Raw genomic sequence first — 26,598 nt, forward strand, 5'->3', positions numbered from 1 at the left:
CGAGGAAGATGCTCTACCGCCGCTTTGGGCGCACACAGCAGCTTATGTCGGCTTTCTCCCTGGGCAGCATGCGCCTAGTCCATGTGCCGCCGGAGCAGGCCCAGGCCACGGTGGCAGCGGCGCTAGAAGCAGGGATCAACCACATCGAAACGGCGCAGGCCTATGGCCAGGCCGAGGTGCTCTTGGGGGAGATCCTGCAGAAGCTGGCGGTGCCGCGGCAGCGCTTGATCCTGACCACCAAGCTCACGCCTGGCGAGAGGCTGCGGGAACGGCTGGAGGGATCCCTGCAGCGGCTACAGGTGGAGTATTTGGATCAGTTTGCCTTCCACGGCATCAACCTGCCCGAACACCTGGAGTGGGTGCTGCAGGAGGGCTTGCCGCTGCTGCGGCAGGCGCAGCAGGAGGGCTTGGTGCGCTACATCGGCTTTTCCACTCATGGATCCCTGGAGCTAATCCTGCAGGCCATCCAGAGGGGCCAGTTTGACTTTGTGAATTTGCACTACCACTTTTTCCAGCAGCGCAATGCCGCGGCCCTGGAGGCGGCAGCCCAGCAGGATATGGGGGTGTTCATCATCTCCCCTGCCGACAAAGGGGGGATGCTCTATCGCCCGCCCCAGCGTCTCCGGGAGAGCTGTGCGCCCTTTAGCCCCCTGGAGTTTGCCTATCGATTTTTGCTGGCGGATCCCCGCATCCACACCCTCAGCCTGGGCATTACCCATCCCGACGAGCTGCAGACGGCCCTGGCGGCCCTGCAGGATCCGGAGCGCTGGTGGACGGAGGGCCTGCAGGTACAGGAGCGGCTGCATCAAGCGGAGCAGGAACGCCTGGGCTCCAGCCGCTGTGCCCAGTGCTACGCCTGCCTGCCCTGTCCCGAAGGGATCCACATCCCAGAGGTGCTGCGGCTGCGCAACTTGGCTCTTGCCCACGAGATGACCGAGTTTGCCCAATATCGCTACAACATGTTCGGCCAGGCAGGGCACTGGTTCCCAGGGGTGCCTGCCGACCGCTGCAGCGAGTGCGGCGACTGCCTGCCCCGTTGTCCGCAGCACCTGCCGATCCCGGAGTTGTTGGCCGAAACCCACCGCCTTTTGCACCGCTCTCCCATCCGGCGGCTGTGGGAGTAAGGGCCCCTTCTCCCAGGGGGTGAGGGGGGTGAAAATCCTGGCCAGGAGAGCCAGCTAGGGGGAAGCCTCTTGCTGCTCCGGAGTTCAAGGCTCTAGCGCCGCTTGCTGCGCAGGGTTTTGGCACGGTTGTGTACCTGTCTAACAAACAGAGGCAGGAGCTGTTCCTGAATGTAGGCAAAGGCTGCCGGGAGGCCTTCTCTTTCGTAGATAAGGCCGATTTCTGCCTCCACCTGGGTGGGATCCCGCAGAGCCGACAAAAATTGGTTGGAGGTGAGCCAGGTGAAGAGTTCCGCGCGGCTAAGATCGCAGCCGGGAGGGGAAGGCACCTGCCAGTCGGGTGGCGGGCCGAGCAGCCACTGGCGGGCAAAGAGGCTCAGCACCGCATCTCCTAGCCACGCCTTGTCCCGTCGGGATCCCTCGTCCAACTGGGCCACCTGCTGTCTGACGGTCGAAGCAAACTGGGATCCGGGCACCATGGGCAGCACTTAGAAGGAGCAGCAAGGGTAGCAGAGCTTCCCTGCCTCATTCTACTAAGATGGGGTCTGGCCCACCCTCAGCGGGTAAAGGGGCGGAGTTGGCTGTTTTGAGGATCTCAGTGCATGTTGTTGGAGCTTACCCCAGAAGAGTGCGAGGCGGTGATCCCGCTGGTGCCGACGCGGCTCCAGTACGCAGCTTACTGGAGCGATGCCCTCAAGAGCGTAGGCCGGATCATTACAGCTATTTTGGTGGGCGTAGCGCTGCTGGTGCTGTCTCGCGCTTTTGGCGAGGGATCCTTCTTGGGGGCAGTCTCCTTTCTGGCGGGGTTTCTCTCGTTGCTCTACCCTTTCCTCTGGGGGCCCCTCTACACCATCTCCCGCCGGCAGCTAGCCTTTCGCGAGATCCCTTACGGAGGGCTCTTTTTTGGCCAGGTGTTGAGCACCCGCCGCTACGAGGTGGTGGTGGAAGAGCGGGAAAAGGTGGATGAAGAGGGGCAACTCTATATTGAAGAAGTGCGCGAGCGCCAGTTTGAGATGGAAATTGGCGATGAAACAGGAGTTCTCTACCGAGTGCGGGCCAGGGACGATCCCCGCTACCGGCGAATTGTTAAAAAGCAATCGGTGCTGGCGCTGGTGAAGGCCTATTCCCGCGATCTGCGGCGCCGACCGACCTTGAGCGAAGTCTACGTGGTCAAGCTAGGGGAGTGGGTGGGAGATGTTTCCTATCTGGATCGGGAGGCGTTTTTGGAGTTGGCCGACGAGCTGCTGGCGCTCGAGCTAGGACCGGAGGCGAAGGCATAGAAACCTTATGTCAGAGGCTGGAATCACCCGCGCAGCTTGGATCGTGGCGGCCTTGGTGGTGTCGGCAGCCCTGGGGCCGCGGTTGGCTCTGCCTTTGGCTGGGATGGTGGGCTTGGTGATTGTCGAGCAGGTGGCCTTTGGGGGGCGGCTCTCGGGGTTGCTGGGCGCGCTGCTGGATTGGGCTTCTCCAGCCTATCGGCGGCGGGTCATCTGCCACGAGGCAGGACACATTGTGGTGGCCCACCTGCTAGGGATCCCCTTGCGCGGCTACGTGCTGGGCCCCTGGCAGGCTTTCCGACACGGGATCCCCGGCTACGGGGGAGTGCAGCTGGATCAAGCCCCCATGCGCACCTGGGAAGCCCAGGGGGGCATCCCCTGGGCAGATCTAGAGCGCTACAGCCTGTTTTGGATGGCAGGGGCTGCCGCGGAGTCTCTCCAATATGGCCAAGTGGTGGGAGATGAGGAGGATAGACAACAGTTGGCCAAGCTGCTGGCAGGGATCTCAGCAGCCCAGCCCTTGACCTCTGCGGCTCAAATGAGGGCCTACATCAACCGCTTTCTGCGCCAGAGCCGGGCCTTGTTGCAAGCCCACCCCGAAGCCTATGCCGTTGCCGTCCGGCACCTAGAGCAGGGATCCCCCCTCCAAGACTGCCTAGCTGCCCTTGCGGCCAGCTTGGAGGAGCGGTGTCAACAACCTGATACATTTACGCTGAACACTGCTGAGCATTACTGCTCAGCGGTGAAGCGATAGCATTCTGTCCGTTTCCGTTGTCACTACGCGACGCTGACGCGACCGCGCTACTCGGACGGAGTCCAAACAGAAAGGCGGTATCCCGCAAAGCCCTGAGCATAACACCCAGAGCGCCTTGCCAATCTCGTGGTAGCCTATGGTTGCACTTTGGGCATCTAAACACCTTTGCGCCACCCAACTTGGTGTGGATGTGCCCGCACTTGGTACAGGTTTTGCTGGTGTACGCTTCCGATACTTCCACGACAACCACGTTTTTCTTCTTGGCTTGAAACTTCAGGAGCTGCTTGAACCGGTAGTGCGCCCAGGTGAGCATCGCCCTTGCTGTCTTGCTACCAAACTTCCTCCCTGCCTTGGCAACCATCTTGGCTGACTCGAAAGTGGGGAGGAATATCAATCGGTAGTTATCCGTTAGGAACGCCGCTACCTTGCGATGGCACTCGTCCACCAAGTTCCTGATTCTCTCCCGCAGACGAAACGCCGCTTGCCGCATTCGCCTACGCTTGGGTCTCGGTGCTTTACTCAGCCTAGATTGCAGATCGTCTAGGTGGTAGCACAGCCGAACGATCCTGCCAAAGTCTCCCTTGGCGATATCTACAAAGCCCGCCCCATCAAACCCTGTAAGGAAGCTTCTTACTCCAGGATCAAGTGCGATCACCCCCTTTGCTAACGAACACTGCTCGTTCACGGGCTCAGGAAAGATGGCATACCATCTGTCTTTCACCCGCATTAGCTCAGTTCCACGTGCCCATTCTCTGGGCATCTCCTCGGATGCGCGGAACGCCAAACCTCGGGTGAGTTTCGGATACCACTTCCCATTGCGAAAGTTGCCGGCGTTGAATTGCAGCGTATGCGACCTGTCCCGCACACTGCGAAACCTCGCGTCTTTGCTTCGGCGGAACGCCAACCACGCCTCGACGACCGCGTTCTGCTTGATGTGGCAGGGGGCGTCCTTCACCCACCCGGGCAGGTCGGAGTGCAGGATGATGTGCCGCAGCTTTCTGGCCGTTTTTGGGGCACCATGCTGACGCTGATAGGCAATCGCTTGGTTGTAGCAGTACCGGCACGCCGCTTGCCACCGCTTCCAGACTTTAGCCAGCGCTGGCTCCGGATAAATCCGTATCTTTCTCGATTGCAGCCCGATATTTTCTGAGTCCGTAGAGCCGACTGCTGAAGCAGTGCAGGATGGTGAGGATATCCTCAACCAGTTCCTGCTGGGGAGAAAGGTGATCGTCATCGAGAACCAAGATTTCGCACCCGTATTGACGGCAGTACCACTCAACGAACTCAAATCCAAACCGGCAGAGTCGATCCCGGTGAGCGACCACAATTGTTCCGACGTCTCCCGCACGAACTCGTTCCAATAAGGCAAGGAACTTTGGTCTTTTGAAGTTGAGACCGCCGCCAACCTCTCCGACCACTTCGGCTCCAGGATAGAGGTTAACCAGTCTTGCAATCTGTCTCTCCAAGTCTGACTTTTGCCCTCGACTGCTGACTCGGGCGTACAAAACGACTCGTTTGGCTTTCTTTGGCGTTCTGATGTAGCTGTCGAGGTCATACCTTCTTGCCCTACCAGATGGAGTACGTATTGCTTTGATCCAGCCTTTCTGTTCCCATCGCCTCAAGGTGTGGAGACACACCCCAAAATAATCCGCCGCTTCTCTCGGTTTTACATACCTAGCCATACCAAGCAGCCATACTGAACATATTGTACATTATTTTCAGTATAGTCCAGCATATCATTGACTAGAGTCATGCTCCCTCGCCCTCTTCTGAAACCTCTTGCTGATACACTGTGACATACGAAAAAAGCTCGGGATCCCCCAGGCTCGGGATCCCAGCGGTTGACTACATCGTTGTGTCGCTTAGGGAGGATCCATCTTGCGCCCCATCCTCATTGCCGGCAACTGGAAAATGCACAAGACTCAGGCTGAGGCTCGCCAGTTTCTGCGCGAGTTTCGTCCAGCCCTGCAAGCCTCGTCTGCAGGGGTGAGGCCGCAGCGGCAGATCATTCTCTGCGTGCCCTTCACAGACCTGGCCGTGGTGGTAGAAGAAACGCGGGGATCCGGCATGGCTGTGGGAGCCCAGAACCTGCACTGGGAGGATCAAGGGGCGTTTACGGGAGAGATCTCCGGCCCCATGCTGGCAGAGCTGGGGGTGCGCTACGTTATCGTCGGCCACAGCGAACGGCGGCAGTACTTTGGCGAAACCGATGAAACCGTCAACCGGCGCTTGGCCGCGGCCCAGCGGCACGGGCTCACCCCCATCCTCTGTGTGGGGGAAAGCTTGCAACAGCGGGAGCAAGGCCTGACCGAGTCTTGGATTGTGGGACAGTTGGATCGCGCCTTGCCGGGGATCGATCTGCGCAACCTCGTGATTGCCTACGAGCCAATCTGGGCCATTGGCACGGGGAAAACCTGTGCAGCCGCCGAGGCCAACCGCGTCATCGGCCTTATCCGCCAGCATCTGGGCGCCGACCACCTGCCCATCCTCTACGGTGGCTCGGTCAAAGCCAGCAACATCGACGAGCTGATGGCCCAGCCGCAGATTGACGGTGTACTGGTGGGAGGGGCCAGCCTCGATCCCCAAGAGTTTGCCCGCATTGTCAACTTCCAGGCCCTGACTCCTGCCGCAGCAGCGGCTCCCTAGGTTCCTCAGCGAGATTGCCCCCACAGTAGAGCCACGGGAAAAGACTTGAGGACGGCGCCCACCGACAAGGTGTCGCCGGCAGGGATCCCTTCTTGGGTGAGGCCATTGACCCACTCCAGCCGCTTCCAGCGCGGCAGCTGAATTTCTGTGTCTTTCCAAACAGCGTCCCCCAAGGGATCCTGCGTCTGGTAAATTAGGGAGGTTAGGAAGCGGGGCGCCACCACCAGGACGACTTGTTTGTCGTGCTGACGGGCAAAAGCAATGACATGGTTGGCATAGGAGCCGCTCACCTGCAGGGGAATATAACTGCCTTCCAGAAATAGCTGCGGCTGTTCCTGACGGGCCTTTAGCACCTGATGGATGAGAAACAGCTTAATGCGGCCGTCGTGGCGGTGAAGCAGAAGATCTTGGATAAGTTGCAGGGGATCCTGCTTGATTCGCCGTTGAATTTCTTCGAGGTAAGCCAGGCGGCGGGAAAAGTCCACAGGCCGACGATTGTCGGGATCGACCATGCTGAGATCCCACAGCTCCGTGCCCTGGTAGATATCCGGGATCCCAGGGCTGGTGAGCTTCAGCAGGGTTTGAGAGAGAGAGTTAAAGATGCCAAAGTGGGCAATTTTGCGCTGAAAGGGCAGGAAAGACTCCAAGAAGGGGCTTGAGGGCCGCAGGATCTGATCGATGAAAGCAAGGGTAGCTTCTTCGTATTCGGTATCGGGGCGAAGCCAAGCAGTATGAACCTTAGCTTCCCGAACTGCTTTAATGGCGTAGTCTTTAACTCGCTGGATAAAGGTAGGAACTTCCTCTGGTTGAAAAGGATAGGAGCCGATCAAAGTCTGATAAAGAAAATACTCGTCGTTGCGATCGGGCAGCTCCGAACGCTTCGCTTGCTTGCTGCGAACTTTGTAGCCAAGATTCAACTCATGCCAGAGTTTAATGTGCTTCTCCCATTCAGCGGGGAGTTCCGAGAGCACATTCAGGCGGGCCCGCACATCCTCGCCGCGTTTGGTGTCATGGGTGGAGGAAGCATTCATTGAGAAGGGCCACTGGGCTGCTCGTTCTTGGTTAAAGCGATGGAACTCTTGGACAGAAATGCCAAAACGATATAGATCCCCACCTACTTCGTTCAGGGATAGCAGCCTGTTGTAAACGTAGAAGGCCGTATCCTCTACCCCTTTGGCCATGAGAGGGCCAGCCAACTGTTGCAGCCGCATGGCAAAGTAGATTTGCTCGTTTTTCTCTTCCTCTGAGACGTTTTCGGGGAACTCAAGGCAGAGAAAGCGCTGCAGGAAATTCAGCTCGTTAACCAAAATGGGCAGGTTCTCCTTAGCTTTCTCTACAGCTTGGCGGACGGCCTGTTGACCTTCTGAGCTGAGGATCCCTTCGTGGATGTAGACTCGGTAAACTGGGAAACACACCAAAACCTCTGCCAAGGCTCGGCGCAAGCTGTAGAGGGTGAAGTCATTGGCATAGCGGTGATGGCTGGTAATCTGCTTGAGCAAAAAAGCAAGGTTGTCCATGTCCCCTGCCAGGTTGCGCTCGATAATCAGCCGTTTTTTATCTTCGATAACCTGTTCTGGTGACTGTTGCAGGTTGGTGAAATCTTGATAAAGAGCACTGAAGGCTTCTGCATTCTCCGATTGGCAAAAGATGCCATTAAGCTTAGCTAAAAAGTCGTAACCCGTTGTGCCTTGAACTGGCCATTGCTGAGGTAGCTTCTCATTAGCTTCTAGTATTTTTTCTACCACAATGTAGAGATCTGGACAGCGTTCTCGCAGACGGTGGAGATACTCCTCTGGGTTAAATAGGCCATCGATGTGGTCGATGCGTAAACCTGTGAAGCGCCCCTGTTCTGCGAGCTTGAGAATGAGCTGATGCGTTTTGCGAAATACTTCGCGATCTTCCATCCGCAGCGAGATCAGATCGTTGATGGTAAAAAAACGACGATAATTAATCTCCTCAGCACCCACCTTCCAAAAGGAGAGGCGAAAGTTTTGCCGTGCCAAAAGGCTGTCCAACAAGTCAAAGCTGGAGGGATCCCCGGGCTTGCCGTTGAAGATGGCGATGTTCTCGTCAAAGAAGCTTTGAATATGCGGGCTAGAGGTGTAGAGCTCCCAGAGGGAGTGCTTGGCAAAGCTAATTTGATCCGTGCGCTCTAGGAGATCCTCTTTGCTAGGAATAAACTTGAGGCTGAAGAGGATCCCGAGTAGTTTGACATAGTCGGGGTGGCTGCGCCCTAGTTTCCGCCGCAACTTGCCCAGGTTATAGGTAAAAACATCGGCATAGGTGTCAATATTGAGAGGAAATCTTAAGTTGTAGTAGTTAATGCTCAGGCCGTCGGCATCATAGCGTAGCTGAATCTGGCCTGACTCCAGGCACTTGTTGTAGAAGTCGCCCAGGAAGGGAGCAAGGATTCTGCCCTTGATCCCCAGATAGGAGTGATCCCAATTCACGTCAAAGTAGTCGATAAAGTCTGAGTTAGGCCCGCTTTCCAAAACATCCATCAGCATTTGGTTTTGGCCGTCGTAGGCCATGTGGTTGGGCACGATGTCTTGGATCCAGCCGATTCCCTGCTGGTTGAGGGTTTCCCACAAGAGTTCAAACTTTTCACTCCCCCCTAACTCCACGTTGATCTGCCTGGGATCCACGACGTCGTAGCCATGGGTGCTGCCCTTGCGGGCCTGAAAGATGGGGGAAGCATATAGATCGCTGATGCCCAGCAACTTCAGGTAGGGGACAATTTGCCGCGCTGCCTCGAAGTCAAATCCAGCGTGAAACTGAATGCGATAGGTGGAAGTCGGGATCCGCATGACGACCTCAAAACGACGACAAGGTGGCTCAGCCCATGACCAGAAGGGATGTTTCCAGGGTAGCGGCTAAGATCGGGAGGTCCCGCATAAAGATCGGCAAAACCCTAGATAGGTGTTCAGGGGCACAAGAGCGCCAAAGGGCAAGCAACGATGCTAAACCAGGCGGCGGCGAGATGGGCAACGATTTTTCTCTTGAGCGGCACTTCTGGGAGCGACCTGAGCTTTGCCCAAGGGGAGTTGCGGGTGGGGGACGAACCGGTTTTCACCCTGCCCACTCCCGCTGCCTCTGCCCATCTGCGTCTGGTGCAGCAACGTCTGGAGGAGATTTTGCTGCAGGCCAGCAGCTCCCAGCCCCAGGTCGGTTTGGAGATCCCTGCTCCTCCCACTCCGGATCCCTTGGTGGCTCCTCTGCCAGCCCATACTCTTCTCAATGGGCAACTGCCGTCGACAGTGACGCCGGTGGATGCAGAGGCCTACGCCACTTCTCAACCGGCGGATTTGGCGCGACGGCTACAGAAGACCCTAGACTCGGCGGAGAGCCAGCAGCGGCTCTATCGCCGATAATGGGCGGCTGGTTACCGGTGGACCGTGCATCGGGAATCATGTCGTTTATTGGCAGATCCCTTTTGGGGAGGATCCCCTGGGGTTTTCCTATCAGCCGGTGCTGCCGGATCCCCCGCCGGAGCGGCTATTTTTGTTAAACCGCCTGCCTCAGTTTGTGCTCTACGAGTTGCGACCCTAAGCGTTTTTCTACGGCCTCCTATGTCCTCTACACCATCCACGCCAACCCTTCCCCGCCAGCCCCGCATCCTGTTGGGCCTGCGGGCTGACCATTTTCGCCATCCTGTGGATCTGCAGGCAACCCGCTCTCTGCAGCAGGTGCCGGGGCTGGGCCTGCTGATTCAGAATTTGCTCGGCTCGACGGCAGGGGAGATCTTTTATCTGGATAACATCGCCTCGAGCATTCAAATCAACGAGCACCAGTTGCCGGAAATTCACCAGCTTCTGGTGCAGGCCTGTCGCATTCTAGATCTGGAAGTGCCCCAGCTCTACGTGCGCCAAAATCCCGTGCCCAACGCTTACACTTTTGCCATGCAGGGGAAAAAGCCCTTTATCGTCCTGCACAGCTCCCTGCTGGACTTGCTGGAGCCGCCGGAAATTCAAGCCGTGATCGCCCACGAGCTGGGCCACCTCAAGTGCAACCACGGCGTCTACTTGACGATGGCCAACCTTCTCATGCTCTCGACCAGTTTGCTCCCCTTCGGTGGGCTCTTCTATCAAGCGCTGCAAGATCAACTGCTGCACTGGCTGCGCTGTGCCGAGTTTACCTGCGACCGGGCGGCGCTGCTGGTTACCCAGGACGCAAGAACGGTGATCTCGGTGCTAATGAAGCTGTGCGGCGGCTCGCCCCAGTTGGCCGCCAAGCTCAATGTGGATGCTTTTCTGGAGCAGGCCCGCACCTACGAGGAGCTGGACGACGATCTCTGGCAGCTTGAGCTGAAGCAGATGCAGACCATTGGGCGCACCCACCCGCTGCCGGTGCTGCGAGCTCGGGAAATTGAGCGCTGGTTCCGCAGCAACACTTACCGGCAAATTTTGGAGCAGCACGGCTCGACTGCTGCCTGAGAGGCCAGGATGGCTTCCCTCGGAGTGACCTCTGGCCTCCCCCTGATTGTGGGGGAGACCCTTTTCGATTGTTTCCCAGACAAGGTGGTGCTGGGCGGTGCGGCTTTGAATGTGGCTTGGAACCTCAAAGGGCTAGGATCCGATCCCGTCTTGCTCAGCCGCGTCGGCCAAGATGAGGCGGCAGAACAGTTGTTGGCGGCGCTGCGGCGGCAGGGGCTGCGTCTGGAAGGGCTGCAGCGGGATCCGCTTCACCCCACCGGCCAAGTCCGGGTCACGCTGGATGGGGAGGGGATTCCGACCTTCGCCATCTTGCCCGACCAAGCCTACGACTACATCCAGTTGGACAGGGCAGCTCTGCAAGCCCTCCGCCCCAGCCTGATCTACCGGGGCAGCTTGGCGGCGCGTCGAGAAGCAGCCCATCGCCATTTTCAGGAGACCCTTCCCACTTTGGGCTGTCCGGTGTTTTTGGACCTCAATCTGCGGGATCCCTGGTGGCGCCCAGGCCCCGTCCGGGAAATGCTGCGCACCTGCGCTTGGCTGAAGCTGAACCAAGAGGAGCTGGAGCAGGTGGTGCAGTTAGAAAGCATCCCCGCCGGCAAGGTGGAGGAACAGGGGCAGGCCTTGCGGGCGCGGTTGAACCTGAGGGGCTTGTTCCTAACGCTGGGGGCGGCAGGTGCATTCCTGTTCACCGGTAGGGGGGTGTATCGGGGGGAGCCGGTGCCGGTGCCGCGGCTGGTGGATACGGTGGGGGCAGGGGATGGGTTTAGCGCGGTGGCCATCCTGGGCCTGCTGCAAGGATGGCCGGAGGCGGTGTTGCTGCAACGGGCGGTGGAGTTTGCGGCGGCCATCTGTGGAGTTGCGGGGGGCGCCCCCCCAGATCCGGCGTTCTATCGCCCCTTCCGGCAAGCGTGGGGGCTGTAGAAGCTACTGGAACTGGCGCCAGTGGAACTGGGCGTAGCGCCCCCCCTTGCTCAGCAACTCGCGATGATTGCCCTCCTCCAACAGTTGCCCCTGCTCGAGGACGAAAATGCGATGGGCGCTGCGCACCGTAGAAAGGCGGTGGGCGATCACAAAAACCGTGCAGCGCTGCATCAACCGCTGCAGAGCTTCCTGCACCAAGGCCTCAGACTCGTTATCCAAAGCAGAGGTGGCCTCGTCCAGGATCAAGATCTTGGGGTTGAGCAACACGGCGCGGGCAATGGCCAACCGCTGCCGCTGGCCGCCGGAGAGGGTAACTCCGCGTTCTCCAACACGGGTGGCGTAGCCATCGGGCAGGCTCTCGATGAAACTGTCGATGTTGGCCACGCGGGCCGCCTGCCGCACTGCTTCCAGGTCAAAGTCCTCTTGGCCGTAGGCGATGTTGCTGGCGATGGTGCCGGAAAACAGGGTAATCTCCTGGGGCACGATGCCGATCTGGCGGCGCAAGCTCTTGAGGGTGACGGTGCGGATGTCGATGCCGTCGATGCGGATGCAGCCTTCCTGGGGATCGTAGAAGCGCGGGATCAGGTTGACCAGGGTGGATTTGCCGGCGCCGGAGGATCCCACCAGGGCGACAATCTCGCCGGGGGCCACTTGGAAGCTGATCTGTTTGAGCACCGGCTGATCTGGTTTGTAGGCAAAGGAAACCTGCTCGAACTCCACCCAGCCTTCAATGGGCGGCATGGGGCGGGCGCCGGGCAGCTCCCGCACGCGGGAGCGGGTATCCAAGAGCTCGAAGATCCGCTCCACCGAGGCTTCCCCCTGTTTCAGCTCGCTGTAGTTGTTGGTGATGTGGACAATGGGGTCGATCAGCATGGCGACCCCGGCAATAAAGCCAAGAAACTGGCTGCCGGTCAGGTTGCCCTTGCTAATCTGCCAGCCCCCCACCCAAAACACCCCCAACACGCTCATGGCGTACAGAAAGCCCACCACCGGGTCTTGGATAGCTTTAACCTGTTCGGTTTGGAAGCGGGCCAGGCGGTTGTTCTCGGCCATGGCGCTGAAGCGGCGGATCTCGTAGTCCTCGGCAGCAAAGGCGCGGGTGAGGCTGATGCCGGCAAAGGCTTCCGTCAGAAGGGAGGACAGGTCGGCCATGCTCTCCTGGTTAAGGCGGGAGCGCAGCAGCAGCCGCTCCCCAAACCAACTGATCAAGGCGCCCATCAGGGGGGCAATCACCAGGGTGGTCAAGGTGAGGATGCCGTTGAGGTAGAACAGGTAGGCCACTACCGCCAAGATGGTGAGCACGCTGGGGATGAAGCGGTGGAAAAAGCGCTGCACCACTTCGCCCACCCGATCCAGATCGCCGGTGAGGCGGTAGACCAGGTCGCCGGTGCGGCTGCCGGAAAAGTAGTCCACATCCAACCCCTGCAAATGGGCGTAGAGCCGTTGCCGCAATTCCAATACCATTTGCAAAGAGGCCTTGGCCATAAGGGTGTCCTGGCCGTACTGGAAGGCGCCGCGCACCAGAAAAAACACCACCCCGATCAAGGCCAAGATCCGCAGTTGCCCCAGATCCCCCGCGCCGATGGAGCGGGCCACCCACTCGATCAAGTAGGCGAGGGCAGGCATAGTGAGGACAAAGCCAAGGGTACAGGCCAGCCCCAGCAGCAACATCCACAGGTGGGGCCGAATGAAGGGAAAAAGGCGGCGATAGCTACGACCCGGATGCACAGATCTCAGAAGAAAGGGCTTCTGCCCCACTCAGCTTACCGGATCGGGCCACAAGCTGCTGCCGGGATCCCTGGCCAGCGGGGTTGTCTCTTAGACGGCTCTGGCTAGCCTAACTTTTGCCCATACCTGGCAAGGGGGGATCCCCTTCTTCGACGGCGTCTGCGCCAACGTCGCCAGCGGGAGACCAGGCAATCGCTGAGGCTGTGGTTCAGCGAACCCAGCTCCAGCCCCATGCCCACCCAAAGCAGCGTCTCTGCGTGCGCATGCAACCCTTGCCAGAGGTGGTTGCGCCAGGCCCAGGGCCGCCACTGCCACCAGCCCAGGCGGGATCCCAGCCAAGCCCCCGGCAGGCCCACCCCCGCCACCCACAGGCCCAGGTAGAGCACGCGCAGGGCAGTGCCGACGATCGGCCCGTGGGACCAGAAGGAGCGGTGTTGCAGGCAGCGGCGGTAGGGGAGCCAAATCCAGCGCAGGAACAGCCAGCGGCGATACTGGCGAGAGTCAGTGTCCAGATCCCCGGAAAACATCAGGCCGCTGAAGAGATAGGCGGATCCCACGGCCAGAGCTACGGCAGCGCTGTTGCCCAACAGGCCGGCTGCCAAAGTGACGCCGGGAGCTGTCCAGAGGGTGATGCGATCGTGGGTGGATCCCAGAGGCATGAAGCCAGCGCAGCGCTCCGCTGCGGCTGAGTCTAGCCGCAGGAGAAGGAAAAAGCTTGCCCTCAGGCCGGGATCCCTCGATTGAGGCGATCCAACACCTGCAACTGCCGGTAGAGCATCTCCACCCGCGGCATCTGAATCCCGCCTTGCTGGGCATAGCGGAGCGGGTTGGCAAAAATAGCCTCCAGTTCCAGGGGACGCTTGCGCTCGTAGTCGATCTTCATGCTGGTTCGGTAGGGGGCCATCTTCTCGGTGCTGGCCAGCATCTCGGAGATCAGGGTCTGCGGGAGGTGGCGGCCACAGGCGGCAGCCCCCTGGATCACCTCGTGCATCAGCGTTTCCGCCAAAGCGCGGGCCTCAGGGTCGCGGATCATTTGCTGGGTATCGGCGTTGAAGATCACCGAGAGGCCGTTGAAGGGAATGTTCCAGACCAACTTCTGCCAGCGGGCCAACATCAGATCCGGAGAAAGAGAGGTCGGGATCCCGGCCCGCTGAAAATCTGCTTGAACTTGTTGAAGGCGAGGCGTGATCCCCTGGGGCGCATAGCCGGGGCCGTATTCCGCCAGCAGCACCGAGCCATAATCCAGATGACAGATGTGGCCGGGGCCGACTTTGTTGGAGCTGATAAAGCACAGCCCGCCGATCACCCGCTCAGGGCCAACCCAGTTGGCAATCTCCGGCTCCGCCCCCAGGCCGTTTTGCAGCAGGATCACCACGCCGTTGTCCGCCAGCACAGGCGGCAGCAACCGTGGCAGGAGGTGATTTTGGGTAGCTTTCAGGGCCACGATCACCCCTTCGCAGACGGGCATCTCCTCCACGGCGGCGTAGGCATTTACCTGGGGTAAGTGAAAGTCGCCCCAGCAGGACTCTACCCACAGCCCTTTCTGGCGCACGTGGTCGTAGTCGCTGTGCAAGAGAAAATGCACTGTGAAGCCAGCCTGTTGCAGTTTTGCCCCGTAAAACCCTCCCAGGGCGCCTGTGCCCAAGACAGCGTAGCGACGGGTTTCCGGCAAGACAGCCATAGCGGCAAAAGTCGGCAGATTATCCCCACCATACCGCACCCCAGGGGCGTCTCAGGCTCACTCTCTGCTGTTTTCCTCAAGTTTGGCGTCGATCAACAACACCCGCTCCTCGCCGTCGGTTTCCCGCAGGTGCACTTTGACGATCTGCTCAGGGGCCGTGGTTAGCTTGTGACCGCAGTAGTCTGGTTGAATGGGAAACTGGCGGTGGCCGCGGTCGATCAACACGGCCAGGCGCACTTGCTCCGGTCGCCCAAAGTGGTTGAGAGCCTCCAGAGCCGCACGGACGGTGCGACCCCGGAAGAGCACATCGTCCACCAACACCACTTCTTGGCCGGTCAGATCCCGCGGCAGCTCGCTGCGATTGGGAGTGCGCAGGCCGCCGGAGCCCAGGTCGTCTCGGAAGAAGGTGATGTCCAGCTCTCCTACCTGCGGTGGGCTCCCGAAGCCGGTGGCGATGCGATCCCGCAGGCGGTAGGCCAAGGGGACGCCGCGAGTGCGAATGCCGATCAACACCAGCCTGTCCAGGTGGGGGTGATCCCTGGCAATTGCTGTAGCCAGAGCGTCGATCAGCTCCGCTATCTGCTGCGCATTGAAGACCTCGACTGTGGACATGGATCCCTGTCCCCCCCTCGCCAGTTGGGACTCAGCTTATAAAAGCCCAAATTAGCCCAATCTGCCGGCGGGATCCCCATCCGGTAGGATAAAAGTAAGAGCAATCCCAAAGCCGTGGAGGTTTCCTGGAGGGATCTGCGATGTCTGTTGCTTGGCCGGCTTCTGGTTTGGTGAGACTGTCCTGGCTGACCCCTTTCCTGCGGGGTGCGGTGTTTTGCGGGCTGATCCTGTGCCTGGGTGTCGCCCTCTTGGGATCCCCGTCCTGGGCAGAAGACTACAGCAAGCGGGATCTGCAGGGGGCGAACTTTGCCGGACAAGACCTGAGCGGCTGGAAATTTCTCAAGGCCAACCTGCGACAAAGCGATCTCAGCCATGTCAAAGCGGCAGGGGCGAATCTGTTTGGAGCCAACCTCAGCAGAGCCAACCTGCGGGGGGCCGATCTGCGCGGCGCCACCTTGGACATGGCCAATTTGCAAGGTGCCGACCTGCGGGAAGCCCAACTGCAGGACAGCATGATGTGGCTGGCGCGGGTGGAAGGGATCGAGATCGAGGGGGCGGATTTCACCAACGCCCTGATCCGCAAAGATGCCCTTGCCATCCTCTGCGAACGGGCCAGCGGCGTTAACCCCGTCACCGGGCGGGCCACCCGCGACACCCTCGGATGCGACTAATCCCTCACCCTCGGACCCTCTCCCCTGAGGGAGAGGGGGGATGGGGAGGCCAGGAACGCCCTGTTTCGCCGCAAAGAGGTGTGGCTCAGGAGGTGGGGGCAGCCGCCTCAGAGCGGGCGGACGGGCGCCGAAACTGGCTGAGAAGCGAGTTCCAGGCCAAGCGGGCCATGGATAGCAGCCAATTGCCCTCCAATTCCTTGAACAAGTCCATGTTGAGCTTGAAGGCGTAGTTGGCTTCCGCCACAATGCGCTCGATGGTGGCCTGATCCAGCTCCAGCGCGTCCAACTGGGCGCGGTAGCGCTGCTTAAACTTGCCCTCGTGGGGGATCTGCTCGAAATCGTAAAAGGCCGTTCCTTCCCCCGGCGGCAGGCCCATGGCCCGGCGGGCGATGTTTTTCAGGATCTGGCCGCCCGAGAGGTCGCCGATGTAGCGGGTGTAGGCGTGGGCAATCAGCAGAACCGGGTCTTTTTCCACCACTTCTCGAATGCGGTTGACATAGACCTGGCAAGCGGGAGAGGGCTTGACCACGGCACGCCAATTGGGGCCGACAAAATAATTCAAGTCCTTCTCCAGGCTGGCCCTGCGCCACAATTCGGGATAGTAAAGCCGGCCCACCAGCGGGTGCTCTCGCAATTGGGCAAAGCCCTCTTCCAGAGCGCTGTAGACAAAGTAAAAGTTGCCCACATAGCGGCTGTAGGCTTTTTTATCCACCACTCCCTTGAGGAAGCACTTGATGAAGGCCATATTCTCGGCCATGGTGTGGGACTGCTTGGTGCCCTCCCGCAACTGAACCGAGAGGCTGGCATGCTGGTGTTTTTGTTGCAGACTTTGACTCACAAAATCCTCCTCGCCAAAAACGGCTGCTTGTGTGAGCTGTTTTCAAAAACATCAATAAAGGTCGCCCTGGCCCCAGAGGCTGTGTAACCCCACTTCAACCCCTTCTCATCTGAATGGATGTGGATCCTGCCGGGGAACGACGCAGACCAGACCTCCACCAGGCTGAGCGCGCCCTCCAACGACTTGACCTAGCCTCCAGGCCCACCCCACTTTTCCAAGCCCTTTGACGACCGGCAAGCGGAGTCGGAGCAGCGGCTGACTTCCCAACGGTCAATGATTAGAATAATCTGCTTAAGTGTGAATGGATGTGAACAATCCTTAAGGCAGGTTGGGGATCGCCCCTGGCTTGGCAGCTTGGTTGGGATCCCAGGGGCCGTTGCCAAAACTTCCCGGATAACCCGGCGGCCCTTGTAACGTTCGTTGACGATCGTTGGCAGGGTTTCTATAATTAGAGGCCTGACTGCAGCGCAACCCCTGCCGAGCAACGCATGACACAATTAGCAGTGCCATCCCCTGCCGCTCCTACCTTGCCTGACCTGGTAGAGATTCAGCGGGAGAGTTTTTTGTGGTTTTTGCGAGAAGGGTTTGAAGAGGAGCTCCTCAGCTTTTCCCCTATCGTCGATTACACAGGCAAGCTGGAGCTGCACTTTCTGCCGGAGTACCGCCCTGGGGATCCCTCCAAAGGGTACAAGATCAACAAGCCGCGCTACGACCCTGAGGAAGCTAAGCGACGGGATGCTACCTACCAAGCGCAAATCCGGGTGCCCACTCGCCTGATTAACAAAGAGACGGGCGAGATCAAGGACATGGACGTCTTCATCGGCGAGCTGCCTTTGATGACGGATCGGGGTACCTTCATCATCAACGGCGCCGAGCGGGTGATCGTCAACCAAATCGTGCGCAGCCCCGGCGTCTACTACAAGTCGGAGCTGGACAAAAACGGTCGGCGCACCTACAGCGCCAGCCTCATCCCCAACCGGGGCGCCTGGCTGAAGTTTGAGACCGACAAAAACGGCCTGGTGTGGGTGCGCATCGACAAAACCCGCAAGCTCTCGGCGGCGGTGCTGCTGAAGGCCTTGGGCCTGAGCGACTCGGAGATCTACGACAGCCTGCGCCACCCCGAATTTTTCCAAAAAACCATGGAAAAAGAGGGGCACTACAGCGAAGAAGAGGCCCTGATGGAGCTGTACCGCAAGCTGCGGCCTGGCGAGCCTCCCACCGTCTCCGGCGGCCAGCAGTTGTTGGAATCCCGCTTCTTCGATCCCAAGCGCTACGACCTGGGCCGAGTAGGGCGCTACAAGCTCAACAAAAAGCTCAATCTCAACGTGGCGGAAAATGTGCGGGTGCTCACCGTCACGGACATCTTGGCCGTCATCGACTACCTGATTAACTTGGAGTACGACATCGGCCATGTGGACGACATCGATCACCTGGGCAACCGCCGCGTGCGCTCGGTGGGCGAGCTCTTGCAAAACCAAGTACGGGTGGGCCTCAACCGCCTGGAGCGGATCATCCGCGAGCGCATGACGGTCTCCGAGTCAGAGAACCTCACCCCGGCCTCGCTGGTTAACCCCAAGCCCTTGGTGGCGGCCATCAAGGAGTTCTTCGGCTCCAGCCAGCTCTCCCAGTTCATGGATCAGACCAACCCGCTGGCGGAGCTGACCCACAAGCGGCGGCTGTCGGCCTTGGGCCCCGGTGGCCTGAGCCGGGAGCGGGCCGGCTTTGCCGTGCGGGATATCCACCCCAGCCACTACGGGCGCATCTGCCCCATCGAAACTCCGGAAGGCCCCAACGCCGGGCTGATCGGATCCCTGGCCACCCACGCCCGCGTCAACCAGTACGGCTTCATCGAAAGCCCTTACTACCGGGTCGAAAACGGCGTGGTGCGCAAGGATCTGGGGATGGTCTACCTCACCGCCGACGAGGAGGACGAGTATCGCGTGGCGCCGGGGGATGTGCCGGTGGATGCCGAAGGCCGCATCACCGCCGACTTGGTGCCGGTGCGCTACCGCCAGGAATTTACCACCGCCCACCCCAGCGAGGTGCACTACGTGCAGGTGTCGCCGGTGCAAGTGATCTCGGTGGCCACCTCCTTGATCCCCTTTTTGGAGCACGACGACGCCAACCGCGCCCTGATGGGGGCGAACATGCAGCGGCAGGCGGTGCCCCTGCTCAAGCCGGATCGGCCTTATGTGGGCACGGGTTTGGAAGCCCAGGCGGCGCGGGACTCTGGCATGGTGGTGGTGTCGCGCACCAGTGGCGTGGTGACCTATGTTTCCGCCGACGAAATCGTGGTGCGGCCAGACGACGGCGGGGATCTGATTGTTTACCGCTTGCAGAAGTACCAGCGCTCCAACCAAGATACCTGTCTCAACCAGCGCCCTCTTGTCTACGCGGGGGATCGGGTGGTGCCCGGGCAGGTGCTGGCGGACGGCCCGGCGACCGAGGGAGGCGAGCTGGCCTTGGGCCAAAACGTCTTGGTGGCCTACATGCCCTGGGAGGGCTACAACTACGAAGATGCCATCTTGATCAGCGAGCGGCTGGTCTACGATGATGTCTTCACCTCGGTACACATCGAGAAGTACGAGATCGAAGCCCGGCAGACCAAGCTAGGGCCGGAAGAGATCACCCGCGAGATTCCCAACGTGGGGGAAGATGCCCTGCGCAACCTGGACGAAAACGGCATTGTGCGCATTGGGGCTTGGGTGGAAGCCGGCGATATTTTGGTGGGCAAGGTCACTCCCAAAGGGGAGTCGGATCAACCGCCAGAGGAGCGGCTGTTGCGGGCCATTTTCGGCGAGAAAGCTCGCGACGTGCGCGACAACTCGCTGCGGGTGCCCAACGGCGAGCGCGGGCGGGTGGTGGATGTACGCATCTTTACCCGCGAGCAGGGGGACGAGCTGCCTCCGGGCGCCAACATGGTGGTGCGGGTTTACATCGCCCTCAAGCGCAAAATTCAAGTGGGGGACAAGATCGCGGGCCGTCACGGCAACAAGGGCATCATCTCCCGCATCTTGCCGATCGAGGACATGCCCTACCTGGCGGATGGCACGCCGGTGGATGTGGTGCTCAACCCCTTGGGGGTTCCCTCCCGCATGAATGTGGGCCAGGTGTATGAGTGTCTCCTGGGCTGGGCGGCAGAACACTTGGGGGTGCGCTTTAAGCTGATGCCCTTCGACGAGATGCACGGCCTGGAAGCCTCGCGGTTGACGGTGGAGGCCAAGTTGCGGGAGGCTCGTGAAAAAACCGGCAAAGACTGGATCTTCAACCCAGAAGGCAAGTACTGCGGCAAGATCCAGGTGTTCGATGGTCGCACTGGCGAGCCTTTCGACCAGCCGGTTACGGTGGGCCGTGCCTACATGCTGAAGCTGGTGCATTTGGTGGACGACAAGATCCACGCCCGCTCTACCGGTCCCTACTCGCTGGTAACCCAGCAGCCCCTGGGGGGTAAGGCGCAGCAGGGTGGCCAGCGCTTTGGCGAGATGGAGGTGTGGGCTTTGGAGGCGTTTGGAGCGGCCTACATCTTGCAGGAGCTGCTCACCGTCAAGTCGGACGATATGGTGGGGCGCAACGAGGCCCTCAACGCCATCGTCAAGGGCAAGCCCATCCCTCGACCCGGCACGCCGGAATCTTTCAAGGTGTTGGTGCGGGAGCTGCAGTCCCTCTGCCTGGACGTGTCTGTCCATAAGGTGGAGGTGGACAGCGACGGCCAGACCCGCGATGTGGAGGTGGATCTGATGGCCGATGTCTCCAGCCGCCACACCCCCTCGCGGCCCACTTATGAATCCGTTACATCCGAGGATCTTTCTCCAGCGGCAGGAGGAACCTTTACCTTAGCCAGGCGCAGCCGCGAGGAAGACGAAGACAGGGAGGAAGAGGACGATTTTTGATTGATGCCAGGGATCCCATTCGGCTCAGGAGAGGAGGGGTGGGGTTCCTCTCCCCTTCCTTTGTAGTTGCTAGGGCAGCAAGTCAGGAGAACAACGGCAATGGCCAAAACGGAGCAACGCTTTGACTATGTCAAGATTGGGCTGGCTTCTCCGGAGCGGATTATAGAGTGGGGCCAGCGCACCCTGCCCAACGGCCAAGTGGTGGGAGAAGTCACCAAGCCGGAGACCATCAACTACCGAACCCTCAAGCCGGAGATGGATGGTCTCTTCTGTGAGCGCATCTTCGGGCCGGTTAAGGACTGGGAGTGTCACTGCGGCAAGTACAAGCGAGTGCGGCATCGCGGCATTGTCTGCGAGCGCTGTGGGGTGGAGGTGACCGAGTCGCGGGTGCGCCGCCATCGTATGGGCTACATCAAACTGGCCGCCCCGGTCACCCACGTTTGGTACCTGAAAGGGATCCCCAGCCACATCGCCACGCTGTTGGACATGCCGCTGCGGGATGTGGAGCAGGTGGTGTACTTCAACGCCTACGTGGTGGTGGATCCGGGCAACGCTCCCAACCTCTCCTACAAGCAGTTGCTGACCGAGGATCAATACCTGGAGATCGAGGATCAGATGTACGAGGAGGGATCCGAGCTGCAACTGCCGGAGAACTGGGCCATGATCGGGGCGGAGGCCATCGAACGCCTGCTCAAGGATATCGACCTGGAAAAAGAGGCGGAGCAGTTGCGGGAGGAGATCGCCAGCGCCCGCGGCCAGAAGCGGGCGCGCCTAATCAAGCGGCTGCGCGTGATCGACAACTTCATCGCCACGGGAGCCCGGCCAGAGTGGATGGTGCTGCGGGTGCTGCCGGTGATCCCGCCCGATCTGCGCCCGATGGTGCAGTTGGATGGGGGGCGCTTTGCCACCAGCGACCTCAACGATCTCTACCGTCGGGTGATCAACCGCAACAACCGCCTGGCGCGGCTGCAGGAGATCATGGCGCCGGAGATCATCGTGCGCAACGAGAAGCGTATGCTGCAGGAGGCGGTGGACGCCCTGATCGACAACGGTCGGCGGGGGCGCATGGTGGTGGGGGCCAACAACCGTCCCCTCAAGTCCCTCTCCGATATCATTGAGGGCAAGCAGGGGCGTTTCCGGCAAAACCTGCTCGGCAAGCGGGTGGACTACTCTGGGCGTTCGGTGATCGTGGTGGGGCCCAACCTGCGCATGCACCAGTGTGGCTTGCCCAAAGAGATGGCCATCGAGCTGTTCCAGCCCTTTGTGATCCACAAGTTGATCAAGCGGGGCATCGTCAACAACATCAAAGCCGCCAAAAAGCTGATCCAGAGCAATGACCCGCAGGTTTGGGACGTGCTGGAGGACGTAATCGACGGCCACCCAGTTTTGCTCAACCGTGCCCCAACGTTGCACCGCCTCGGGATCCAGGCTTTTGAGCCGATCCTGGTGGAGGGGAGGGCGATTCAGCTCCACCCCTTGGTCTGCCCGGCTTTCAACGCCGACTTCGACGGCGACCAGATGGCGGTGCATGTGCCTCTCTCCTTGGAAGCCCAGGCGGAGGCACGCTTGCTGATGTTGGCCACCAACAACATCCTCTCCCCGGCCACAGGCGCTCCGATTATTACTCCCAGCCAAGACATGGTGTTGGGGTGCTACTATCTGACGGCGGACAATCCCCACGCCCCCGACCTTGGCGATCGTTATTTTGCCAGCCTGGAGGACGCCCTCATCGCCTACGACCGCGGCGTCATCGGCCTGCACAGCAAAATCTGGGTGCGCTACAGCGGCCCGATGGAGTTGGGCAAAGAGGAAAAAGAGTCGGAGCCTCAGATTATCGAGGAGCCGGGCGGCACCCGCCTCAAGATCACCAACTACCGCCGCATCCGCGAGGATCGGGACGGCAACGTGATCAGCCAATACATTCGCACCACGGCGGGCCGGATCATCTTCAACAAAACGGTGCAAGATATTTTGTCTGCTTGAGGCTGCCCCTGTGGACGTTGCCCTTGTCGATGGGTAGCTGGGATCCCTGCCCCCTTGTCCAGAACTGTCAGAGTTATCACCGAGGCATTATGAGCGAAAAAGGACGCTTTTCCGCCGGTCTAGTCCGGCAGGCCGCCGATGGCGCCAAGGCCAAGACCCCGCCGCCCCCTGTACCCTTTCGCAACTATCAAATCGGCAAAAAAGAGCTGCGCAATCTGATTGCCTGGTCGTTTGCTCGCTACGGCACCGCCCGCACCGCTCAGATGGCGGATGCTCTGAAGGCCCTGGGCTTCAAATACGCCACCCAGGCTGCCGTTTCCATCAGCATCGAGGATCTGCGCATTCCACCCAGCAAGCGGCAGTTGTTGGCCCAGGCAGAAGCGGAGATCGAGGCGGCCACGGAGCGCTACACCCGCGGCGAGATCACCGAGGTGGAGCGCTATCAAAAGGTGATCGATACCTGGAACCAGACCAACGACCAGATTAAGGAGGAGATGCTCAGCAACTTCCGCCAGAACGATCCCCTCAACTCCGTGTACATGATGGCCAACTCGGGGGCGAGGGGGAACGTCTCGCAGGTGCGGCAGTTGGTGGGCATGCGCGGCCTGATGGCCAACCCGCAGGGGGAGATCATCGACTTGCCGATTAAAACCAATTTCCGCGAGGGCCTGACGGTTACCGAATACATCATCTCTTCCTACGGGGCGCGCAAGGGCTTGGTGGACACGGCTTTGCGCACTGCCGACTCTGGCTACCTGACCCGCCGTTTGGTGGACGTGTCTCAGGATGTGATCGTGCGGGAATCCGACTGCGGCACCGACCAAGGGATCCTGCTGGAACCCCTGCTGGATGCGGACAAGGTGGTGGTGTCGCTGGAGGAGCGCCTGGTGGGCCGGGTGCTGGCGCGGGATGTGGTGCACCCGCAAACCCAGGAGATCCTTGCCCGCCGCAACCAAGAGGTGGATCACGACTTGGCCAAGGCCATTGTGGAGGCCGGCATCCGGCAGGTGATGGTGCGTTCTCCCCTCACCTGCGAGGCCAACCGATCGGTGTGCCGGATGTGCTATGGCTGGAGCCTGGCCCACTCCCGGCTGGTGGATCTGGGGGAGGCGGTCGGGATCATCGCCGCTCAATCGATTGGGGAGCCGGGCACCCAGTTAACCATGCGCACCTTCCACACGGGAGGTGTGTTTACCGGGGAGGTGGCCCGCCAAATTCGCGCCCCCTTTGCTGGCGTGGTGCGGTTCCCGAAAAATCTGCGCACCCGCCCCTTCCGCACCCGCCACGGCGACGATGCCCTGCAGCTAGAAGCGAACAACCAAATTGTCCTGGAAGGGCCAGACGGACAACGGGAAGTCTTCGACATGACGCAGGGATCCACTCTGCTGGTGCGGGACGGGGCCCAGGTGCAGCGGGATCAGTTGATTGCGGAAGTGACTGTAGCCAAGGCCGTGCGCAAGAGCACCGAGAAAGCCCAGAAGGAGGTGGTGGCCGACTTGGCGGGGGAAATCCGCTTTGCCGATCTGCCCATCGAGGAGAAAACCGACCGCCAGGGCAACACCACCTGCACCGCGCAGCGGCAAGGGTTGATCTGGGTGATGTCCGGCCAGGTATACAACCTGCCGCCGGGGGCCGAGCCGGTGGTGAAAAACGGGGATCGGGTGCAGGCGGGGGATGTGATCGCTGAGACCTCGCTGGTAACCGAGCACGGCGGCATCGTGCGGCTGCCGGAGCGCAGCGACACCAAAAGTGGGCGCGAAGTGGAGATCATCAACGCCGCGGTGGTGTTGCACGAGGCGCGGGTGCGGGTGGAATCCCACCAGGGCCGGGAGCAATTTTTGCTGGATACGGCCAGCGGCCAGACCTTTGTCCTCAAGGCCACGCCGGGCACCAAAGTGGGCAACGACGAGGTAGTGGCGGAGCTGATCGAGAACAATTTCCGCACCCAGACGGGCGGCCTGGTGAAGTTTGCCGGTGTCGAGGTGGCCCGGCGGGGCAAGGCGAAGCAGGGCTATGAGGTCATCCGGGGCGGCACCTTGCTGTGGATCCCGGAGGAGACCCACGAGGTGAACAAGGACATCTCCCTGTTGAACGTGGAGGATGGCCAGTACGTAGAAGCCGGCACCGAGGTGGTGAAGGACATCTTCTGCCAAAATGCTGGCGTCGTCGAGGTTATCCAGAAAAACGACATCCTGCGGGAGATCGTCATCAAGCCCGGATCCCTGCATCTGGTGGACGACCCCGCCGACCTGGAAATACCCACCGGCACGCTAATCCAGCCGGGCCAGAAGCTGCTCAGCAGCATCGTCCCTGACCGATTGGTCTATCTGGAGCAGGTGGAGACGCCTGAAGGGCCAGGCCTGCTGCTGCGCCCGGTGTACGAGTACGAGATCCCCGACCGGCCGGTGGTGCCCAGCCAAGAGTCTACCAGCGAGTCTGGCCGCTCCATTCGCCTGCGGGCGGTGCAGCGCGTTCCCTTCAAGGATGGGGAGCGGGTGAAGTCGGTGGGGCCGGTAGAACTGCTGCGCACACAACTGGTGCTGGAGATCGATACCGACGCCCCGCAACTGAAGGCCGATATTGAACTGATCCAAGATGAGAAGGATCCCAGTATCCGTCGCCTGCAACTGGTGATCTTGGAAACCCTGCTGCTGCGCCGAGACGTGGAGGCGGATCTAACCCAGGGGAGTACCCACACGCGGCTGTTGGTGAGCGAAGGAGACAGTATCGGCAGGGGGGGTGTTATCGCCCGCACCGAGATTCAGGCCAAAAAAGCCGGGATCGTGCAGGGGATCCGCCAGGGCGCGGAGGTGGTGCGACGGGTTCTGGTGGTTACCGACGACGACCTGCTGACGGTGCCTCTGACGGGCCAAGCCAGCGTCGAGGTGGGAGCGCTGGTGCGGGCCGGCGACGAGCTGGCGCCGGGGATCCCTGCCCCCGAGTCGGGGCAAGTGATGCAGATCGCCGATGGCCAAGTGGTGTTGCGGTTGGCGCGGCCTTATTTGGTGTCGGCGGGTGCCATTCTGCAGGTGCGGGATGGGGATCTGGTGCAGCGGGGGGATTCTTTGGCCCTCCTGGTGTTTGAGCGGGCCAAGACGGGGGACATCATCCAGGGTCTGCCGCGGATCGAGGAGCTGTTGGAGGCCCGCAAGCCCAAGGAAATGTGTGTTCTGGCCAAGCGGCCCGGCACGGTGCAACTGAGCTGGCGAGGAGAAGAGCCGGATCTGCGGGTCATCGAAGCCGATGGTACGGTTACCGAGTATTCGGTGATGCCGGGGCAAAACCTGATCGTGGTCGATGGCCAGCCGGTACAGGTGGGGGATCCGCTGACCGACGGCCCGGCCAACCCCCACGATCTCTTGGAGATCTACTTTGAGTACCATCGCCAAACCTTGGGCGACGACCAAGCGGCACGGCTAGCCTTGCGGGAGGTGCAGCGCTTCCTGGTCAACGAGGTGCAGAACGTCTATCGCTCGCAAGGGGTGGAGATTGCCGACAAGCACATCGAGATTGTGGTGCGCCAGATGACCTCCAAGGTGCGGGTGGACGACAGCGGCGACACCGTCCTGTTGCCCGGCGAGCTGGTGGAGCTGCGGGAAATCCAGCAGACCAACGCTACCATGGCCATCACCGGCGGGGCGCCGGCTAAGTACACGCCCGTTCTGCTGGGGATCACCAAGGCCAGCTTGAACACCGACAGCTTCATCTCGGCGGCCAGCTTCCAGGAGACCACGCGGGTGCTGACGGAGGCGGCCATCGAAGGCAAGTCCGACTGGCTGCGGGGCCTGAAGGAGAACGTGATCATCGGGCGCTTGATCCCGGCGGGCACGGGCTTCAGCACCTACGAGGAGATGGCGCCAGAACCGGAGCCGGAGGAAGAGGAGGAGCCTGTTGTGCTGCCAGAGCTGCCGCCTCGCCTGATCTTGGATGACGACCAGCTCATCGACGACTCCACCCCCGTTGACGAGCCGACGGAGGATGAGGGAGAAGAAGAGTGAGGCATTGGCGGATCACCAGCCCTGGGCGGCGCTACAGGCTGAGAT

General features: G+C 60.5%; 20 protein-coding genes. 11 read left to right on the forward strand and 9 right to left on the reverse strand.

Translation table 11 applies throughout. The features are described from left to right. The first annotated feature begins 8 nt into the window (after positions 1–8). A complete protein-coding gene (locus tag NW846_RS02405) occupies positions 9–1,124 on the forward strand; it encodes an aldo/keto reductase (RefSeq protein ID WP_099812494.1) in 1,116 nt (371 codons plus the stop codon). A 92-nt stretch (positions 1,125–1,216) separates the two neighbouring features. On the opposite strand, the gene NW846_RS02410 is transcribed toward NW846_RS02405, so the two are convergent. Continuing rightward, positions 1,217–1,600 (reverse strand): hypothetical protein, encoded by a 384-nt coding sequence (locus NW846_RS02410; RefSeq protein ID WP_011429301.1) that lies wholly within the window; start codon positions 1,598–1,600, stop codon positions 1,217–1,219. Between the two features lie 123 nt (positions 1,601–1,723). Between NW846_RS02410 and NW846_RS02415 the strand changes: the two genes are divergently transcribed. Continuing rightward, positions 1,724–2,401 (forward strand): hypothetical protein, encoded by a 678-nt coding sequence (locus NW846_RS02415; RefSeq protein ID WP_011429302.1) that lies wholly within the window; start codon positions 1,724–1,726, stop codon positions 2,399–2,401. 7 nt (positions 2,402–2,408) lie between these two features. Next, the gene (locus NW846_RS02420; RefSeq protein WP_011429303.1) at positions 2,409–3,152 is read left to right on the forward strand and encodes a hypothetical protein; all 744 of its coding nucleotides are present in this window, start codon (positions 2,409–2,411) and stop codon (positions 3,150–3,152) included. Here the strand turns inward: NW846_RS02420 and NW846_RS02425 are convergent. Then, positions 3,106–4,353 carry an RNA-guided endonuclease InsQ/TnpB family protein gene (locus tag NW846_RS02425; RefSeq protein ID WP_414515243.1) on the reverse strand — a complete coding sequence of 416 codons (1,248 nt, stop codon included), beginning with the start codon at positions 4,351–4,353 and terminating at the stop codon, positions 3,106–3,108. The two genes, NW846_RS02420 and NW846_RS02425, sit on opposite strands and share 47 nt — an antisense overlap. Next, the gene (locus NW846_RS02430; RefSeq protein WP_414515214.1) at positions 4,241–4,834 is read right to left on the reverse strand and encodes an IS607 family transposase; all 594 of its coding nucleotides are present in this window, start codon (positions 4,832–4,834) and stop codon (positions 4,241–4,243) included. Before NW846_RS02430 ends, NW846_RS02425 begins: the two co-directional genes overlap by 113 nt. 196 nt (positions 4,835–5,030) lie before the next feature. On the opposite strand from NW846_RS02430, the gene tpiA reads away from it, so the two are divergent. Then, positions 5,031–5,798, forward strand: a complete 768-nt coding sequence (tpiA, locus tag NW846_RS02435) for a triose-phosphate isomerase (RefSeq protein ID WP_011429306.1) — start codon at positions 5,031–5,033, stop codon at positions 5,796–5,798. 5 nt (positions 5,799–5,803) lie between these two features. Here the strand turns inward: tpiA and treY are convergent, their stop codons facing one another. Further along, positions 5,804–8,605: a malto-oligosyltrehalose synthase gene (treY, locus tag NW846_RS02440; protein ID WP_099812492.1), complete on the reverse strand. Its 2,802-nt coding sequence runs from the start codon at positions 8,603–8,605 to the stop codon at positions 5,804–5,806. A gap of 150 nt (positions 8,606–8,755) precedes the next feature. Between treY and NW846_RS02445 the strand changes: the two genes are divergently transcribed. The 3 genes from NW846_RS02445 (at position 8,756) to NW846_RS02455 (ending at position 11,152) form a co-directional block, all read left to right on the forward strand. Then, entirely contained in the window at positions 8,756–9,169 is a 414-nt protein-coding gene (locus NW846_RS02445) for a hypothetical protein (RefSeq protein ID WP_099812491.1), read from the forward strand. A 198-nt stretch (positions 9,170–9,367) separates the two neighbouring features. Next, positions 9,368–10,231 carry a M48 family metallopeptidase gene (locus NW846_RS02450; RefSeq protein WP_011429309.1) on the forward strand — a complete coding sequence of 288 codons (864 nt, stop codon included), beginning with the start codon at positions 9,368–9,370 and terminating at the stop codon, positions 10,229–10,231. A 9-nt stretch (positions 10,232–10,240) separates the two neighbouring features. Continuing rightward, entirely contained in the window at positions 10,241–11,152 is a 912-nt protein-coding gene (locus NW846_RS02455; protein ID WP_041438075.1) for a PfkB family carbohydrate kinase, read from the forward strand. Between the two features lie 3 nt (positions 11,153–11,155). Here NW846_RS02455 and NW846_RS02460 read toward each other — a convergent pair whose 3' ends face one another. The 4 genes from NW846_RS02460 to pyrR form a co-directional block, all read right to left on the reverse strand. Further along, the gene (locus NW846_RS02460; RefSeq protein WP_011429311.1) at positions 11,156–12,880 is read right to left on the reverse strand and encodes an ABC transporter ATP-binding protein; all 1,725 of its coding nucleotides are present in this window, start codon (positions 12,878–12,880) and stop codon (positions 11,156–11,158) included. A gap of 104 nt (positions 12,881–12,984) precedes the next feature. Continuing rightward, complete coding sequence (locus tag NW846_RS02465) at positions 12,985–13,539, reverse strand: metal-binding protein (protein WP_011429312.1); 555 nt, start codon at positions 13,537–13,539, stop codon at positions 12,985–12,987. 62 nt (positions 13,540–13,601) lie between these two features. Continuing rightward, the gene (locus tag NW846_RS02470; RefSeq protein WP_011429313.1) at positions 13,602–14,561 is read right to left on the reverse strand and encodes a putative 2-dehydropantoate 2-reductase; all 960 of its coding nucleotides are present in this window, start codon (positions 14,559–14,561) and stop codon (positions 13,602–13,604) included. Positions 14,562–14,618: 57 nt separating this feature from the next. Further along, entirely contained in the window at positions 14,619–15,173 is a 555-nt protein-coding gene (gene pyrR, locus NW846_RS02475; RefSeq protein WP_011429314.1) for a bifunctional pyr operon transcriptional regulator/uracil phosphoribosyltransferase PyrR, read from the reverse strand. 140 nt (positions 15,174–15,313) lie between these two features. Here pyrR and NW846_RS02480 point away from each other — a divergent pair, with 140 nt between their 5' ends. Then, positions 15,314–15,844, forward strand: coding sequence for a pentapeptide repeat-containing protein (locus tag NW846_RS02480; RefSeq protein WP_099812490.1), 531 nt, complete (start codon positions 15,314–15,316; stop codon positions 15,842–15,844). A gap of 85 nt (positions 15,845–15,929) precedes the next feature. Here the strand turns inward: NW846_RS02480 and NW846_RS02485 are convergent, their stop codons facing one another. Then, positions 15,930–16,682 (reverse strand): heme oxygenase (biliverdin-producing), encoded by a 753-nt coding sequence (locus NW846_RS02485; protein WP_276307359.1) that lies wholly within the window; start codon positions 16,680–16,682, stop codon positions 15,930–15,932. A 488-nt stretch (positions 16,683–17,170) separates the two neighbouring features. Between NW846_RS02485 and rpoB the strand changes: the two genes are divergently transcribed. The 3 genes from rpoB to NW846_RS02500 all read left to right on the forward strand — a co-directional run bounded on the left by rpoB (position 17,171) and on the right by NW846_RS02500 (position 26,553). Further along, positions 17,171–20,572, forward strand: a complete 3,402-nt coding sequence (gene rpoB / locus NW846_RS02490) for a DNA-directed RNA polymerase subunit beta (protein WP_414515216.1) — start codon at positions 17,171–17,173, stop codon at positions 20,570–20,572. A gap of 99 nt (positions 20,573–20,671) precedes the next feature. Then, positions 20,672–22,555 carry a DNA-directed RNA polymerase subunit gamma gene (locus tag NW846_RS02495; RefSeq protein WP_011429318.1) on the forward strand — a complete coding sequence of 628 codons (1,884 nt, stop codon included), beginning with the start codon at positions 20,672–20,674 and terminating at the stop codon, positions 22,553–22,555. A gap of 89 nt (positions 22,556–22,644) precedes the next feature. Beyond that, positions 22,645–26,553, forward strand: coding sequence for a DNA-directed RNA polymerase subunit beta' (locus NW846_RS02500; RefSeq protein ID WP_414346256.1), 3,909 nt, complete (start codon positions 22,645–22,647; stop codon positions 26,551–26,553). The last annotated feature ends 45 nt before the right edge of the window (positions 26,554–26,598 follow it).

Source organism: Synechococcus sp. W60.3 (assembly GCF_047502615.1).
GTDB lineage: Bacteria > Cyanobacteriota > Cyanobacteriia > Thermostichales > Thermostichaceae > Thermostichus.